This is a genomic window from Saccharopolyspora karakumensis, from assembly GCF_004349225.1.
Taxonomy (GTDB): domain Bacteria; phylum Actinomycetota; class Actinomycetes; order Mycobacteriales; family Pseudonocardiaceae; genus Saccharopolyspora; species Saccharopolyspora endophytica.
In genome coordinates, this window is record NZ_SMLA01000068.1 from 13790 (window position 1) to 29973 (window position 16184).

General features: G+C 68.2%; 15 protein-coding genes. 13 read left to right on the forward strand and 2 right to left on the reverse strand.

All coding sequences use genetic code 11. From position 1 onward, the window contains the following. Positions 1-56: 56 nt before the first annotated feature. Genes E1202_RS27805 through E1202_RS27820 form a run of 4 tightly spaced genes read left to right on the forward strand, consistent with a single transcriptional unit; the run spans position 57 to position 4899 of the window. Positions 57-1211, forward strand: coding sequence for an acyl-CoA dehydrogenase family protein (locus E1202_RS27805; protein ID WP_235879065.1), 1155 nt, complete (start codon positions 57-59; stop codon positions 1209-1211). Continuing rightward, a complete protein-coding gene (locus tag E1202_RS27810; protein ID WP_268952387.1) occupies positions 1208-3094 on the forward strand; it encodes a 2-oxoacid:acceptor oxidoreductase subunit alpha in 1887 nt (628 codons plus the stop codon). Before E1202_RS27805 ends, E1202_RS27810 begins: the two co-directional genes overlap by 4 nt. Beyond that, entirely contained in the window at positions 3091-4122 is a 1032-nt protein-coding gene (locus E1202_RS27815; RefSeq protein WP_132686296.1) for a 2-oxoacid:ferredoxin oxidoreductase subunit beta, read from the forward strand. Before E1202_RS27810 ends, E1202_RS27815 begins: the two co-directional genes overlap by 4 nt. 36 nt (positions 4123-4158) lie before the next feature. After that, entirely contained in the window at positions 4159-4899 is a 741-nt protein-coding gene (locus E1202_RS27820) for a FadR/GntR family transcriptional regulator (protein ID WP_268952388.1), read from the forward strand. A gap of 113 nt (positions 4900-5012) precedes the next feature. On the opposite strand, the gene E1202_RS27825 is transcribed toward E1202_RS27820, so the two are convergent. Then, positions 5013-5804, reverse strand: coding sequence for an amidohydrolase family protein (locus tag E1202_RS27825; protein ID WP_132686298.1), 792 nt, complete (start codon positions 5802-5804; stop codon positions 5013-5015). 12 nt (positions 5805-5816) lie between these two features. Then, positions 5817-6575, reverse strand: coding sequence for an SDR family NAD(P)-dependent oxidoreductase (locus tag E1202_RS27830; protein WP_132686299.1), 759 nt, complete (start codon positions 6573-6575; stop codon positions 5817-5819). 325 nt (positions 6576-6900) lie between these two features. Here E1202_RS27830 and E1202_RS27835 point away from each other — a divergent pair, with 325 nt between their 5' ends. The 9 genes from E1202_RS27835 to E1202_RS27875 all read left to right on the forward strand — a co-directional run bounded on the left by E1202_RS27835 (position 6901) and on the right by E1202_RS27875 (position 16140). Then, positions 6901-7251, forward strand: a complete 351-nt coding sequence (locus E1202_RS27835) for a hypothetical protein (protein ID WP_132686300.1) — start codon at positions 6901-6903, stop codon at positions 7249-7251. After that, positions 7166-8626 carry an aldehyde dehydrogenase gene (locus E1202_RS27840; protein ID WP_132686301.1) on the forward strand — a complete coding sequence of 487 codons (1461 nt, stop codon included), beginning with the start codon at positions 7166-7168 and terminating at the stop codon, positions 8624-8626. The genes E1202_RS27835 and E1202_RS27840 overlap by 86 nt, the downstream gene beginning before the upstream one ends. Before the next feature lie 68 nt (positions 8627-8694). Beyond that, positions 8695-9624 (forward strand): alpha/beta hydrolase, encoded by a 930-nt coding sequence (locus tag E1202_RS27845; protein ID WP_132686302.1) that lies wholly within the window; start codon positions 8695-8697, stop codon positions 9622-9624. A 132-nt stretch (positions 9625-9756) separates the two neighbouring features. Then, positions 9757-11376: a flavin-containing monooxygenase gene (locus E1202_RS27850; protein WP_132686303.1), complete on the forward strand. Its 1620-nt coding sequence runs from the start codon at positions 9757-9759 to the stop codon at positions 11374-11376. 90 nt (positions 11377-11466) lie between these two features. Continuing rightward, positions 11467-11925: a nuclear transport factor 2 family protein gene (locus tag E1202_RS27855; protein ID WP_132686304.1), complete on the forward strand. Its 459-nt coding sequence runs from the start codon at positions 11467-11469 to the stop codon at positions 11923-11925. Positions 11926-11990: 65 nt separating this feature from the next. Further along, the gene (locus tag E1202_RS27860) at positions 11991-13109 is read left to right on the forward strand and encodes an NDMA-dependent alcohol dehydrogenase (RefSeq protein ID WP_132686305.1); all 1119 of its coding nucleotides are present in this window, start codon (positions 11991-11993) and stop codon (positions 13107-13109) included. Positions 13110-13254: 145 nt separating this feature from the next. Then, positions 13255-13698 (forward strand): nuclear transport factor 2 family protein, encoded by a 444-nt coding sequence (locus E1202_RS27865; protein WP_132686306.1) that lies wholly within the window; start codon positions 13255-13257, stop codon positions 13696-13698. Next, positions 13695-14555, forward strand: coding sequence for a nuclear transport factor 2 family protein (locus E1202_RS27870; RefSeq protein WP_132686307.1), 861 nt, complete (start codon positions 13695-13697; stop codon positions 14553-14555). The genes E1202_RS27865 and E1202_RS27870 overlap by 4 nt, the downstream gene beginning before the upstream one ends. 31 nt (positions 14556-14586) lie before the next feature. Beyond that, positions 14587-16140 (forward strand): AMP-binding protein, encoded by a 1554-nt coding sequence (locus E1202_RS27875; protein WP_132686308.1) that lies wholly within the window; start codon positions 14587-14589, stop codon positions 16138-16140. Positions 16141-16184: the final 44 nt, after the last annotated feature.

Here is a 16184-nt window from a genome sequence, read left to right on the forward strand (position 1 = left end):
GGGGATAATTCCTTGTTATGGTAATCATAAATATGTCAGAAGTTGAAGGAGCTGCGGTGGCTGACGCGGAGGATGGACGGCTTTTCGAGCTGTCGGAGAAGTACCTTGCGCTGCAACGGGAAGCCCGTGAGTTCGCGGCGTCCGTGCGCGACATCGCCGAGCGGGCCGACGAAGCCGGCGACATCGATCCGGAAATGCGCAAGCGCCTCGCCGCCAGCGGCATCGGCTCGATCATGGTTCCGGCGGAGTTCGGGGGCCGCTACGAGCGGGTCGATTCGCTCGCCGTCACCTTGGCGCGCGAGGCGTTCGCGGCCGAGAGCGCGCACCTCGACTCGCTGCTGGGCATGCAGGGCATCGGAAGCTACGCGATCAGCGCAGGAGGAGGCGAGGCGATTCGCGACGAGTGGCTCCCCGCGGTCGGCCGGCTGGAAGCGATCGCCGCGCTGGCCCTCACCGAGCCCGACGTGGGGTCGGACCTGAAGGCGTTGTCGACGACGCTCGTCCGGCGCGGCGGCGATCTCGTCCTCAACGGTCGGAAGTCGTTCATCACCAATGCCGGGGACGCGGATTTCTACTGCGTGCTGGCACGCGAGGGCGAGAGCTACTCGCTGGTGCTGGTGCCCGCCACCGCCAGCGGGGTTTCGGTGGCCAAGCCGCACCAGATCATCGCGCCGCACGTCCTGGGCGACGTGGTGCTCGACGAGGTCCGGGTCCCGGAGAACCACCGGCTCGGGGCGCCGGGGGAGGGGTTCACCCTGGTGCTCTCGACGCTGGCGACCTTCCGGGTGTCGGTCGCGGGCGCAGCGGTCGGACTCGCCACCGCCGCGCTGGAGGAGGCAGTCCGGCACGCCGCGGGACGTGAGCAGTTCGGCGTGAACCTGGCCCGGCTGGGCTCCGTGCCCGGCAGCTTGGCGACCTCGTGGACCGAGATCGAGATGGCCCGCGCACTGACCTACCGCGCCGCGGAGGCTGCGGCACGCGACCCGCTGGCGAACCTGCACCTGTCGTCCATGGCGAAGGTGGGTGCGACCGAGATCGCCGGACGCGTGGTCGATCGGTCGGTCCAGACGATGGGCAGGTTCGGCCTCGTCCAGGGCAGCAAGATCGAGCGGCTCTACCGGGAGGCGCGTCCGATGCGGATCTACGAGGGGTCCACCGAGGTCATCCTCGACTCGCTGGCCAAGCAGCTCGTGAAGGGCGTGGCCTGGTGACCGCGCTCAATCGGGCCGTCGTCCGTTTCGCCGGTGATTCCGGGGACGGGATGCAACTGGCCGGTGACCGCTTCACCGCCGAGGCCGCGGCCTTCGGCAACGATCTGGCGACGCAGCCGAACTTCCCGGCCGAGATCCGCGCCCCGCAGGGAACGCTGCCCGGTGTCTCGAGCTTCCAGATCCATTTCGCGGACTACGACATCCTCACGCCGGGAGACCGTCCGGACGTGCTCGTGGTGATGAACCCTGCCGCGCTGAAGACGAACGTGGGGGACCTCCGCGCCGGGGGCGTGCTGCTGGTCAACACCGACGAGTTCACCAAGCGGAACCTGGCCAAGGCCGGTTACCAGGGCGATCCGCTGGCCGGGCTCACCGGGTTGGTGGTGCACGAGGTGCCCATGTCGACGCTCACCCGGGGTGCGGTCGAGCCGACCGGGGTGGGCAAGCGCGACGCCGGCCGGGCGAAGAACATGTTCGCGCTCGGGCTGCTGTGCTGGATGTACCAGCGACCGACGGAGGGCACCGAGCGGTTCCTGCGCGAGAAGTTCGCTCGCAAACCGGAGATCGGCGAGGCGAACGTGCTGGCCTTCCGCGCGGGCTGGAACTACGGCGAGACCACGGAGGCGTTCGCCTCCACCATCGAGATCGCTCCGGCGCGACTGCCGGCGGGCACGTACCGGCAGGTGACGGGGAACGTGGCCCTGTCGCAGGGGCTGGTGGCGGCGGGCCGGCGTGCCGGGCTGCCGGTGTTCCTCGGCAGCTACCCGATCACACCGGCCAGCGACATCCTGCACGAGCTGAGCAGGCTCACGCGGTTCGGGGTGACGACGTTCCAGGCCGAGGACGAGATCGCCGGGATCGGCGCGGCCCTGGGCGCGGCGTTCGGCGGGGCGTTGGGCGTGACGACCACGTCCGGCCCGGGGCTGGCGCTCAAGAGCGAGACGATCGGGCTGGCGGTGATGACCGAACTTCCGTTGCTCGTCGTCGACGTGCAGCGGGGCGGGCCGTCCACCGGGCTGCCGACCAAGACTGAGCAGGCAGACCTGTTCCAGGCCCTGCACGGCCGCAACGGCGAATCGCCGGTTCCGGTGGTCGCGCCGAGATCACCCGCGGACTGCTTCGGCGCGGCCGTCGAGGCCGCGCGGATGGCCGTGACCTACCGGACGCCGGTGCTGCTGCTCTCCGACGGTGCGATCGCCAACGGTTCGGAGCCCTGGCGGATCCCGGAACTCGACGACCTCCCCCGGATCGAACCCGCGTTCGCCGAGGCCGGTGGGGAGGAGTTCGCTCCGTACCGGCGGGACCGGGAAACGCTCGCGCGCCCCTGGGCGGTGCCGGGCACCGCGGGGCTCGAGCACCGCATCGGCGGTCTGGAGAAGTCGCACCAGGACGGCGCGATCTCGTACGACCCGGACAACCATGACCTGATGGTTCGGTTGCGGCAGGCCAAGATCGACCGCGTCGACGTGCCGGACGCGGTCGTCGACGACCCCGGCGGACGTGCCCGCACGCTCGTCGTGGGCTGGGGGAGCTCGTACGGGCCGATCGGCGCGGCGTGCCGCCGGGTGCGGGATCGGGGCGTGCCGATCGCTCAAGCGCATCTGCGCCACCTGAACCCGCTGCCCGCGAATCTCGGTGAGGTGTTGCGGAGCTACGAGCGCGTGGTCGTGCCGGAGATGAACCTCGGGCAGCTGTCGATGATCTTGCGTGCTCGCTACCTCGTCGACGCGCAGCCGGTGACGAAGGTCGCCGGGCAAGCGTTCCTCGCCGAGGAGCTGGAAGAAGTCCTGCTCGAGGTCGAAGCCGGCACGATGGCCGCCACCGAGCGGAAGAAGATGGCCGCGGCGGTCGCCGTCGCGCGAGGAGAGGACACCGCGAAGTGACCACTGCGGCCGCTATCGACCTGGGACTCACGGCGAAGGACTTCACCTCCGCATCGGAGGTGCGGTGGTGTCCCGGCTGCGGTGACTACCCGATCCTCGCCACGGTTCGCGGACTGCTGCCCGAACTCGGGTTGAGGCGCGAGAACATCGTTTTCGTGTCCGGTATCGGCTGTTCGTCGCGTTTCCCGTACTACCTCGAAACCTACGGGATGCACTCGATCCACGGACGTGCGCCGGCGATCGCGACCGGGTTGTCGATCTCGCGGCCCGATCTGTCCGTGTGGGTGGTCACCGGTGACGGCGACGCGTTGTCGATCGGCGGAAACCACCTGATCCACGCGCTGCGCCGCAACGTGAACCTGAAGATCCTGTTGTTCAACAACCGGATCTACGGGCTGACCAAGGGCCAGTACTCGCCGACCTCCGAGTCCGGCAAGATCACCAAGAGCACTCCGGCGGGCTCCCTCGAGACCCCGCTGAGCCCCCTGTCGCTGGCGCTGGGAGCGGAAGCGTCCTTCGTGGCCCGGGCGTTGGACTCGGACCGCAGAGGACTGGCCGACGTGCTGCGCCAGGCGGCCGCGCACCGGGGGACGGCGCTGGTGGAGGTCCTGCAAGATTGTCCCATTTTCAACGACGGTTCGTTCGACCTGCTCCGCGCGAAGGACGAGGCGCCGAACCGGCTGATCCCGCTCGTCCACGGCGAGCCCATCGTCTTCGGTGCCGACGGTGAGCGTTGCGTGGTCCCCGACGGCTTCGGGCTGCGCGTGCGGCCCACGGCCGAGGTCGAGCCGCACGAACTCCTCGCGCACGATGCGGTCAGCGATGACCCGGAATACGCGTACGCGCTCAGCCGCGTGTCGAGTCAGGACCTCGAACACGTGGTGACCGGCGTGCTGCGCAGCGTGTCCCGCCCGGTCTACGACGACCTCGTGCGCGAACGCCTGCGAAGCGCCCAGAGCGGTGAGGCCGGCAGCGACGCCGAGTTCCGGGCCCACATGAGCGGAGCGGACACGTGGACCGTGATGTGAACTCCTCGCCCTCCGGCCGGTATGCTGCGAACCATTATGAGTGAATCGGTCAGCGTAGCGTGGGAGCGCCGTGGCGAGAAGGTGTCTTCCATCATCGCGCGTGAAATCGTGCGAGACATCGCGCAACGCAAGCTCTCGCCAGGCGACATGCTGGAATCCGAGAGCGTGATGCTCCAGCGCTTCCAAGTGGCGCGGGCCTCTCTGCGGGAGGCGCTGCGCGTCCTGGAGGTGCACGGACTCATCCGCATGAAGCCGGGCCCCGGCGGCGGACCTGTCGTGTCGGAAGTGGACAGCCGCGAGTTCGGCCGGATGGCCACGCTCTTCTTCCAGGTGCAGGGCATCGAGTTCAGCGAGCTGGTCGAGGCCAGGCTCATCATCGAGCCGCTCGTCGCCCGGCTCGCCGCGGAACGGCACGATCCCGCCGACGGCGAGGAACTGCGCGAGATCGTCGAGCGCGGCTTCGCCGCGAAGACCGATGAGGACTGGCTCACGGCGAGCAACGACTTTCACGCGAAGGTGTTGTCGATGTCCGGCAACGGCTTGCTGAGCCTCTTCGCACGGGCGTTGAAGGACCTGTTCACCGAGCGCGCGTCCGGTGTGTACGTCGCTCGCCGCCGCGACCCGGTGCGCCGGGTCCACGCCGACGTCGCCGATGCGATCATCTCCGGTGAGCCCGAGGTGGCCGAACAGCTCATGCGCGAGCACATGAGCGAGTACGCCAAGACCGTCGCCAAGCGCGAGCCGCAGCTCATGAACGAGGTAGTCGACTGGCGCTAGGCGGCCGGCCGATCCGGGGCCGCGCCGGCGTCACCGGTTGAGCGAGTGCGGCAGGAGCCCGCCGCTGCCGGATGTACCGATCGCGACGAGCTCCCCTCGACCGGGCCCGGCGTCTACACGTCGAGCCGGAGAACGCGAGCGAGATTGCCGCCCAGCACGGCGGACTCCGCGTCGTCGCCGAGGTTCAGCGCGCGGATGGCCGCGATCTCCTTCGCGGGGTCGGTCATGGGCCAGTCCGAGCCGAACACGATCCGCTCGGTCCCGTGCTGGGTGATCAGCCGCCGCACGGTCGTGGGATCGACCTCGCTGAGGGCGGGTGGCCACGAGGTCTCGAGCACGACGTCCAGCCCGCGCAGTTCCTGCTCGGCTTCGGCCAACATGTGGTAACCGCCGAAGTGGCAGGCCACCAGCCGCAGCTGCGGGAAGGCGCGCACGATCTCGCGCAGCATGCGCGGCGTGCTCAGCTCGTTGACCGCTCCGCTGCCTCCCGCGCCGACGTGCACGATCACGCCGATCTCGTTTCCGAACGCCTCGAACAGCTCCCACAGCCGCTCGTGCATGAGCCCGTAGTTCTGGAACAGCGGGTGCACCTTCACGCCACGCAGGCCGTGGCGGCGCAGGCTCGCCAGGTTCTCCTCGACGGGGAGGTCGACGTGCACGGTGCCGAACGGGGTGAAGGTCTCGCCGTTGAGCGAGGCGATGAACTCGTTGGTGCGGTCCACGTTCTTCGCCGCACCGGCGACCCCGAGCGCGAGGCTGTGGTCGACGCCCTTGGCCTCCATCTCGGCCGCCAGCGAGCTCGCTTTGCCGTTGCCGACCGCCTGCAATCCCGGCAGGCGGTTGGCGGTCAGCGCCCGCTCGGCGATCGCGTCGGGCCAGACGTGCGTGTGCGCGTCGATGATCATGGCTCTGCCCTTTCACTGGATGAGGTAACCGCCATCGGCCACCAGCGCTTGACCTGTGACCAGCGATGACGCGGACGAGCACAGCCACAGGCTGGCCTGCGCGACCTCGTCGGGAGTCCCGAGACGCCCGAGCGTGCCCAGGTGTGCCGCCACCGCGCCCTCGGCACGGGTGGATCGGGACTGCCGAAGCATCGGGGTGTCGATGGCCCCGGGGCAGACCGCGTTGACCCGCACCCCGGTCCCGGAGCACTCCAGGGCGGCGGTCCGGGTCAGCCCGATGATCGCGTGCTTCGCGGCGGTGTAGGCCGGGGATCCGGCACCGGCTCGGAAGGAGCGGATCGACCCGATGTTGACGATCGCTCCCGGGCCTCCGCGGCCGAGCATCTGCGCGAGCTCGTACTTCAGGCACACCAGCACCGAGGTCAGGTTGATCTCCACGACCTCGCGGAAGGATTCGACGTCGGCGTCGACGATGCGCTCGCGGTCGGGCGGGCACGCCGCGTTGTTCACCGCGCAGTCGAGCCGCCCGTAGCGGTCGGTCGCGGCGGCGACCATGTTCTCCACCTCGTCCGACTTGGTGACGTCGGCACGCACGAAGTGCGCCTCGAAGCCTCGTGAGGTGATCTCGTCCGCCGCTTCGCCGCCGGCGTCGGCGTTGATGTCGGCCAGCACGACCCGGTAACCGGCGGACGCGAACGCCCACGCCGTGGTGCGGCCCATTCCGGAGGCGGCTCCGGTCACCAGGGCCGCCGGTCTAGACGCTGTCTCCATCCACACTCCCTAAATTCTTGCAGATCATTATATTGAATTAACGAGCTGTCAAGGCCGTCGAGCCGGCGCCGTGCTCGCCTGATCTTCGGGGTGGCGCCCGCCTGGTGAGGAGGTACGCGGTGGTGCGTGAGCGGAACGCGCGCGTCCTCAAAAACAATTACTATGAATATAATGAACGGTATTGACTTCGGGTATATCGCGGGCCAAGGTGGCTGTGTTGGCCGTCACGCCGAGGTGAGTCGCACACGGCTCGCGCATCCGGTCATAGCCCGTGTGCCAGCTGTTTTCAACGTGGAGAGCAGGAGTGAGGCAGATGTCGGACACAGTGGCTGACGACGTCGAGCCCCGCGCCGCGGGCACCTGCCGCTCCGGCCGTGCCGAAGCCCCCGCGGTCGTCGTGGACCAGCACCCGAACGCGAGCGGAGCCGAGAACCCGCCGATCGTCGATGTGCCGGTGCTGATGCCCGCGACCACCGCGTTGACGAGCCTGACCGCCTTCACGGTCGGTGAACGGCCGGCCGACCGGCTCACCGCAACAGCAGGAGCCGTCGCGTCGCAGTCCTTTGAGCGAGACCACCAGGAGAGAACACATGTCCACAACCGTGGCCGCCCCTACTCCGCTCAAGAGCTACTCGAAGCTGTTCATCGGCGGGCGTTGGGTGACACCGTCCAGTGACCGCGTCATCGAAGTCGTCTCGCCCAGCACCGAAGAGGTCGTCGCGACCGTCCCCGAGGCGCGTGAGGCGGACGTCGACGCGGCCGTGGCCGCCGCGCGGAAGGCGTTCGACGAGGGGCCCTGGCCGCGCATGACCCCGGCCGAGCGCGGTGAGGTCCTCGCTCGCGTGGGCGAAGAGGTCGAGAAGCGGTTCGCCGACATGGCCGGGGCCTTCACCGCGGAGATCGGAGCTCCGGCCGCGGTGAGCGAAGCGTTCCACCAGAACGCCCTGAAAATGTGGGGCGACGTGTCCACTCTGCACGAGCGCGCTGTGTTCGAGGAGGAGCGTGAGTGGGCCGAGGGACGTGGCAGGCTCGTCCGGGAACCGGTCGGTGTCGTCGCCACGATCATCCCGTGGAACGGGCCGGTGGCCACCGCGTCGCTGAAGATCGGCCCGGCCCTGGCGGCCGGATGCGCGGTGGTGCTCAAACCCGCGCCCGAAGGGCCGGTCAGCGTCATGATGCTCGCCGAGGCCCTGGAGGCCGCGGGCCTGCCCGAGGGGGTCGTCAGCGTGCTGCCCGCCGGCCGGGAGGTCGGCGAGCACCTGGTGAGTCATCCCGACGTGGACAAGGTCGCCTTCACCGGCAGCACCGCCGCGGGCAAGCGGATCATGAGCCTGTGCGGCCAACGGGTCGCCCGGGTGACGCTGGAACTGGGTGGGAAGTCGGCCGGCATCATCGCTGACGACATCCCGCTGGACGAGGTGCTGCCCACCCTCGTCCCGGCCGGGATCGGGCACTCCGGCCAGGTCTGCGCCGCGCTCACCCGGATCCTGGTGCCGCGCGAACGGCAGCAGGAACTGCTCGACGCGATGGTGCCGATGCTGGAAGGCCTTCCGGTCGGCGCCCCCGAGGCCGAGGGCACGGTGCTGGGTCCCCTCGCCGCTGAGCGCCAGCGGGACCGGGTGGAGAACTACATCCGCATCGGCGTCGAGGAAGGGGCGAGTCTGGTCACCGGCGGTGGCCGTCCCGCAGGGATCGACCGCGGCTACTACGTCCAGCCGACCGTTTTCGCCGATGTCCGCAACGACATGCGCATCGCACGCGAGGAGATCTTCGGCCCGGTCATCTGCGTCATCCCGTTCGACAGCGTCGACGAAGCCGTCGCCATCGCCAACGACTCCGACTACGGGCTCTCCGGGGCGGTGTACGCATCGGACACCGCCTTGGCGGAGCAGGTCGCGCGCCGCGTGCGGACGGGGCAGATCTCGGTCAACACGTGGGGCATGTGCGTGGTGCAGCCCTTCGGTGGCTACAAGCAATCCGGACTCGGGCGCGAGGGCAACGTCGAAGGCCTTTCCGCCTACCTCGAAACGAAGTTGATCCAGTACAGCTGACTTCGTCGGAGACCCGACGTCGAAAGCACTCGCAGAATTCCCCTTCTTGCACGCAAGAGAGGTCCGACATGGCTCTTGATGAAGCAACATCCGGATTCCTCGCCCAGATGGCCGAGACGGGACTGCCTCCGCTGCACGAGATGGAACCGGAGCAGGCGCGCGGTATGACAGCCATGCTCAAGGACATGTTCGGCGAGGGCCCTGAAGTCGCCCGGAGCGAACTGATCCAGGTTCCCGCTGAGGGTCGCGACATCCCGGTGCGGATCCTGGTTCCCCACGACGAGCCCCGTGGAACGATCGTGTACTACCACGGCGGCGGTTGGGTGATCGGCGCGATCGACGAGTTCGAAACGCTGGGCAGGCAGCTCGCCGTCCGCACGGACTGCGCCGTGGCGCTGGTCGACTACCGGCTGGCACCGGAACACCCGTACCCGGCCGCCGTCGAGGACGCCTGGGACGCGCTGGTCTGGGTCGACCGCAACGTCGAGGAGGTCTGCGGAAAACGGGTGCCGCTGATCGTGGCGGGAGACAGCGCCGGCGGGAACCTGGCGGCCATCATGAGCCGGAAGGCGCGCGACAGCGAGCTCCCGCTCGCCCAGCAGGTGCTGGTGTACCCGGTGGCGGACTGCGATTTCGACACCGCGTCCTACACCGACCCGGAGAACCAGCTCATGCTCAGCCGGGACAGCATGATCTGGTTCTGGAACCACTACGCCCCCGCGGAAGCGCGGGAGCACCCGGACGCCTCCCCGGCGCGTGCCGTCGATCTGACCGGGCTTCCGCCCGCGGTGGTCCTGACCGCCGAGCACGACGTGCTCCGCGACGAGGGCCAGGCTTACGCGAAGACGCTCGAGAGCGCCGGCGTTCGCGTTTCCTACCAGCAATTCGCGGGCCAGATGCACGGCTTCTTCACCATGGTGAACCTGTTGCCCGGCAGCGAACGGGGAATCAGCTACGTGGTGGAGGAGATCGACGAGCGCCTCCGCGCGATCAGCTGACCACCTGACAAGCGCAGCAGAGAAATTCGCAGCGTCCATCCGCCGCGGGTGGAGCGCTCACCCGGTTGCGCCCGAATGACGGCCCCGACAAATCCCAACGGATGAACCGAAATTCTGCGAGGACGGGTTCTTATGAACGACACGAGGAACATTCCCGCACAACTCGACGCTGTGGTGGTCGGTGCCGGTTTCTCCGGTCTGTACATGCTCTACAAGCTCCGCCGGCTCGGGATGAGCGCCAAGGTCGTCGAGGCCGGTGGCGACGTGGGGGGAACTTGGTACTGGAACAAGTACCCGGGGGCTCGCTGCGATGTCGAGAGCATGCACTACTCGTACTCCTTCGACCGGGAGCTCGAGCAGGAGTGGGAGTGGACCGAGAAGTACCCCAGCCAGCCCGAGATCCACGCCTACATCAGCCACGTCGCCGATCGGCACGATCTGCGCACGGACATCGTGCTGAACACCAAGGTCACCGAGGCCCGCTTCGACGAGGAGTCGTCCCGCTGGACCGTGCGCACCGACCAGGGCGATGAGGTCTCCGCGCGGTACTGCGTCATGGCGGTGGGGTGCCTGTCCAAGCCGAAGTTGCCCGAGATCCCCGGGATCGAGAACTACACCGGAAACTGGTACCACACCTCGCACTGGCCCGAGGAGCGCGTGGACTTCAGCGGTCAGCGGGTCGCGGTGATCGGCACCGGGTCGTCGGGAATTCAAGCCATCCCGATCCTGGCCGAGCGCGCCGATCACCTCACCGTCTTCCAGCGCACCGCCAACTTCAGCCTCCCGACCTTCAACGGCCCCATCGACCATGAGCTGGTAGCCCGGATCAAGTCCGCGTATCCGCAGATCCGGGAAGAGGGGCGGATGTCGGGTTTCGGCATCGCGGTCGAACCGCCCACCCAGTCGGCTCTCGAGGTCGATGACGACGAACGCCAGGCCAAGTACACGGAGCGGTGGAACCGGGGCAACCTCACCGGTGTCCTGCAAGCGTACACGGACCTGCTGGTCGACCAGCAGGCGAACGACACCGCGGCCGAGTTCGTGCGCGAGAAGATCCGGGAAATGGTGCGCGACCCGGAGAAGGCGGAGATCCTCTGCCCCAAGGGGTACGCCTTCGGGACCAAGCGGCCGTGCTTGGACACGGGCTACTACGAGACGTTCAACCGCGAGGACGTCGACCTGGTAGACCTGCGGGTGACCCCGCTCGTGGAGATCACCGAGAAGGGCGTGCGCACCACCGAGCGGGAGTACGAGTTCGACAGCATCGTCTTCGCGACCGGTTTCGACGCGATGACCGGCGCTCTGCTGTCCATCGACGTCGTGGGAAGGGACGGGCTCTCCCTGCGGGACAAATGGGTCGAGGGCCCCAGCACGTACCTCGGGCTGACCACGACAGGGTTCCCCAACCTGTTCACCATCACCGGACCGGGCAGTCCTTCGGTGCTGAGCAACATGATCGTGTCGATCGAGCAGCACGTGGACTGGATCACGGACCTGCTGTCGCACATGTCGCAGCAGGAGCTCAGCGTGGTGGAACCGACCGAATCCGCCGAGAAGCAGTGGTCGGACCACGTGCAGGAGTGCGGTGAGGCGACGCTGTTCACCAAGACGGACTCCTGGTACATGGGTGCGAACGTGCCTGGCAAACCGCGCGTCTTCATGCCCTACATCGGCGGCGTGGGGCCCTACCGCGAGAAGTGCGACGAAGTCGCCGCCAACGGCTACGAAGGATTCGCGCTGCAGCGCTCGTGAGCCTTCCGCGGTGCTCGGGCACCAGCGCGCCCGAGCACCGAAGCGCCGGGCAGATCCCGGCCGGCCAGGAAGAAAGCGGGGTGACCGAGGATGACGGCAACCGAACCAGCCACGGCGGACATCACTGCGCGCATCGACCGGATCGAGGCCGTCGAAGCCATCCGGCGCGTGGTGCACCGGTACTTCCACACCTTCGACAAGCGCGACGCGAGCGGTTTCGCCGCGATCTGGACGCCGGACGCGGTCTGGTCCGCCGGTCCTGGGCATCAGGTGACCGGCCGCGACGAAATCCGCCAAGCGGCCGAGGCGATGTGGGGCCAGTTCGGCGCCACGCACCACTGGTCGAGCAACGCGTTGATCGACGTGGACGGCGAAGCAGCGACCGCAGTGGTCGATCTCCACGCCTTCGCCCAGGGACCGGACGGCGACTGGACCCAGACGGCCGCCACCTACCGGGACGAGTTCCGGCGGACATCGGGCAGGTGGCTGCTCGCCCGGCGCGAGACCGACGTCCATCACACCTTCATCCTGCCCGAGCCGATCAGCTGAGATCCCGCTACTTTCGCTCGCGCTCACGCGCGGGCGTTGCTCATCCCTTCACACGAGGAGAAGACATGAAGACCCAAGGCGCGCTCCTGTGGGAGCCGGGAACCGGCTCGGGCTGGTCGGTGGAGGAGATCGAACTCGACCCGCCGAAGGCGCGGGAGGCCACGGTCACGCTGGCAGCCTCCGGCATCTGCCACAGCGACGACCACCTGGACACCGGCGACATCCCGCTGCCCTGGGCGCCGATCCTCGGCGGGCACGAGGGGGCCGGTGTGGTGACCGAAATCGGGCCCGGCGCGGAAGGGCTCGAGGTGGGTGACCACGTGGTGTGCTCGTTCCTGCCTTCGTGCGGCCGGTGCACCATGTGCGTCAGCGGACGCTCGAACATGTGCGCTCTCGGCGCGGGCGTGCTGGGTGGCACCTCACCCGACGGCACCCATCGCATCCACGCCAGGGGCAAGGGCGTCGGAGCGATGTCCTACCTGGGAACGTTCGCGCCGTACGTGACTGTCCCGGTGGACGCCCTGGTGAAGATCGACAAGGACATCCCGCTGGAGAAGGCGGCGCTCATCGGGTGCGGCGTGCCGACCGGCTGGGGCTCCTCGGCGTACGCCGCCGACATGCAACTCGGCGACACCGTGGTGATCTTCGGAGTCGGCGGCGTCGGCATGAACGCCGTGCAGGGTGCTCGTCATCGGGGTGCCAAGAACATCATCGCCGTGGACCCCGTGGCGTACAAACGCCAACGGGCCCCCGAGTTCGGAGCGACGCACACGGCGGAAACCGCCGAGCAGGCCGCGGAGCTGGTCTCGGAGATGACCAACGGGCAGGGCGCCGACCGGGTCCTGATCACGGTGGGCGTCGCGCACGGCTCACTCCTCGAACCGGCGCAGGCGATGACCCGACGCGGCGGCACGGTGGTCCTGACCGCAGCGGCACCCGTGCACCAGCGGAACGTGGAGATCGACCTGTTCACCTTCGCCATGTCCGGCAAGCGGCTCCAGGGAACGCTGTACGGAAGCACCAACTCGCGCAACGACATCCCGCTCATCGCCGACCTCTACCGCAGGGGCGAGCTCAAGCTGGACGAACTCGTGACGCGCACCTACTCCCTGGAGGACATCAACACCGCGTTCCAGGACCTCCGGGAGGGGAAGAACATTCGCGGCGTGATCGTCTACGACTGAGGCCGCAGTGCGCGGCTGGGCTCGCGCCGATGGTCGCTTCGCACGACTTCGGCCAACCGCTCTCGAAGAATCGCTCCGCCTCGGCGTCGCCCAGCACCGAAGACCGCCACTTCCGCCAGGACTCGCCAGTCCGGAAACGGATCACATGACCAGCACGCAGATTCCTGCCACGACGGCCGCCGAACTGCAGATCATCCAGGCGACGCATCGTTATGCGCGCGGTCTGGACAGGTTCGATCCGGAGGAGGCCCTGTCCGCGTTCACCGAGGACGCCGTCTGGGACGCCACCGCTGTCGGTTTGGAGCGCTTCGAAGGGCACGAGCAGATCCGGGCGTTCTTCGAGCGCGACGCGGAAGCGATCGCCAGCCAGTTCCACGTCATCACCAACCACGTGATCGAGTTCGACTCGAGTGATCGCGCGCACGGGACCAACTACGTGTTCTCCGAGGGGCAGACGAACAGCGGAGCGAGGTTCAAGGCCGTGGCTCTCAACGAGGACGGCTATGTCGCGACGCCGGACGGCTGGCGCATCGCATCGCGGGTCATCTCTGCCCTGATCCCGCCCGAACTGGACGGATTCGACGCATGAGCAGCTCGGACAGAGGAAAAGCGCTGATCAAGTCCTACTTGGACGCTGTTGGTTCGCTCGCCGTCGACGACATCGCACCGCTGTTCCACGTCGACGGCAGGCTGGACATCCCGTACGCCCCGGACGGCATCCCGCGCACGATCGAGGGCCAGGTCGCGATCGACGACTTCTACCAGGCGCTCCCGCAGATGGCGACGCCGCTGAACTTCTCCGACTATCGGATCTGGGCTCTGGAGGAGGACGGGGAGTACGTCGCCGAGTACCGGTCGGACTCGTCGTTCAAGGCGACGGGTGCGGCCTATCGCAACAACTACGTCGCGCGGGTGACCGTACGGGACGACAAGATCGTCCGGTTCGCCGAGTACTTCGACCCGATCCCGCTGGTCGAGGCGCTCGGTGGGACGGTGACGCCGGCGCCCATGGCGGCCGGTCCGGTGGCGGACGCCGGTCCTTCGGACCGCGGAGCGATCGAGGACGTGCTCAACAAGTACGCGATCGCCTACGACGAGAACGACATGACCACGATGGCAGACTGCTTCACGCAGGACGCCGTGATGAGCCTTCGCGTCCAGGACGGCGATCTCGTCGGACCGTTCGAAGGCCGGGACGCGATCGTGAAGCTCATGCGGGATGCCCTGGCCTCGCAGACTGACCAGCGGCGTCACATCGTCACCAACGCGGTGATTCGCTCGGCCGACGCGGCCGCGGTGTCCGTCGAGTCCTACCTGACGCTCATCTCCGTCGACGGCGCGAAGCTGACCGTTCTGTCGACCGCGCGGTACGAGGACCGGCTCGTGCACGACGGCGGTGCGTGGCGGTTCAGCAAGCGCCACGTCCAGCTCGATCTCCCGTACTGAGGTGTTTACTGATGCGACGAGGAGCGGAAGCGTGAACCAGGGACTCATACCTGCCAAGTGGGCCGCGTTGTGCCCCGGTCAGCACGCCGTGTTCGACGTCCCGAACGACCGCCGGCTCACCTGGTGGGAACTGGACTCGATGGTGCGGCGGCTGGCCAACGGCCTCGTCGCTCTGGGGCTGAAGCCGGGTGACCGCGTCGCGGTGCTCTCGCGCAACTGCGCCGAGTACCAGGCGCTGTACTTCGCCGCAGGCCGGGCGGGACTGGTGCTGCAGCCGCTGAACTGGCGGCTGGCGAGCCCGGAGCTGGTGGCCATCGTCGGGGACGCGCGTCCCAGCGCGGTCATCAGCTCGACCGAGTGGGCGGGCGTGGTCGCGGAGCTCCAGCGGCACGTCGACATCCCGCACTGGCTGGAGTTCGGCGCCGACGGCGATGGCAGCCTGGAACGGCTGATGGACGCCGCTTCGGACGACGAGCCCGACTGGTCGTCGAAGGTGGGCGACGACGATCCGTTCTTCATCCTCTACACCGGTGGGACCACCGGGCAGTCCAAGGGCGCCCTGCACTCCCACCGCAGCGCTGCGGCCGGGATGCTCAACCAGACCGTCGCCGAGCGCGTCGTGCCTACCGACGTGTACATGCTGACCGGCCAGATGTACCACATCCCGGTCGTGCTGGCGATGAACTACCTCAAGCACGGATGCCCGTTGGTGCTGGTGAACTTCGAACCGAAGCAGGCGCTCGAGGTCATCGAGGCAGAACGGGTGTCGGCGTTCCTGGGCATCACCACGATGCTGAACTGGATGATGGCCGTCGAGGGCTTCGGTCGGTACGACCTGTCGAGCCTGCGCAACATTCAGTACGGCGGTGGTCCGATGCCGTCGAGCATCGTCCGCCAGTCCCTGGACTCGTTCCCCTGCACCCTGATCCAGGGCTACGGGCAGACCGAGGGCTCGACGATGTGCTTCCTCTCCCAGGAGGACCACGTGAGCGCTCTCGCGGGAAACCGGCCGGAGCGGCTGCGCTCCTGCGGCCGCGAGGGGTTCGGCACCTCCGTGCGCGTCGTCGACGACGACGGACGCGACGTACCGCAGGACGGGCGGACACCGGGCGAGATCATCGTTCGGTCCGAGGCGAACATGCTCGGCTACTGGAACCGTCCCGACCTCACGGCGCAGACGCTGCGCAACGGGTGGATGTGGACCGGGGACGTCGCCACCTGGGACGAGGACCGCTACGTCTTCATCGTCGACCGCGCGAAAGACATGATCATCTCGGGCGGTGAGAACATCTTCAGCGTCCAGGTCGAGGAGGCCGTCGCCCAGCACCCCGCCGTGCTCGAATGCGCCGTCATCGGAGTACCGGACGACGAGTGGGGTGAGTCGGTCAAGGCGGTCGTGGTGGCCAAGCCCGGCAGCGACGTGACCGAGCAGGACATCATCGAGCAGGCGCGCCGGCACCTGGCCGGTTATCAGAAGCCGCGTTCCGTGGACTTCGTCGACGAGTTGCCGAAAGCGCCGACCGGGAAGATCCTCAAGCGCGCGCTGCGGGAGCCCTACTGGGCCCGGCGGGGGCGTCATGTCTGACCGGTCGACCGCGGTGTCGGCGGAGGACGTGAGCGGGCGGGTGG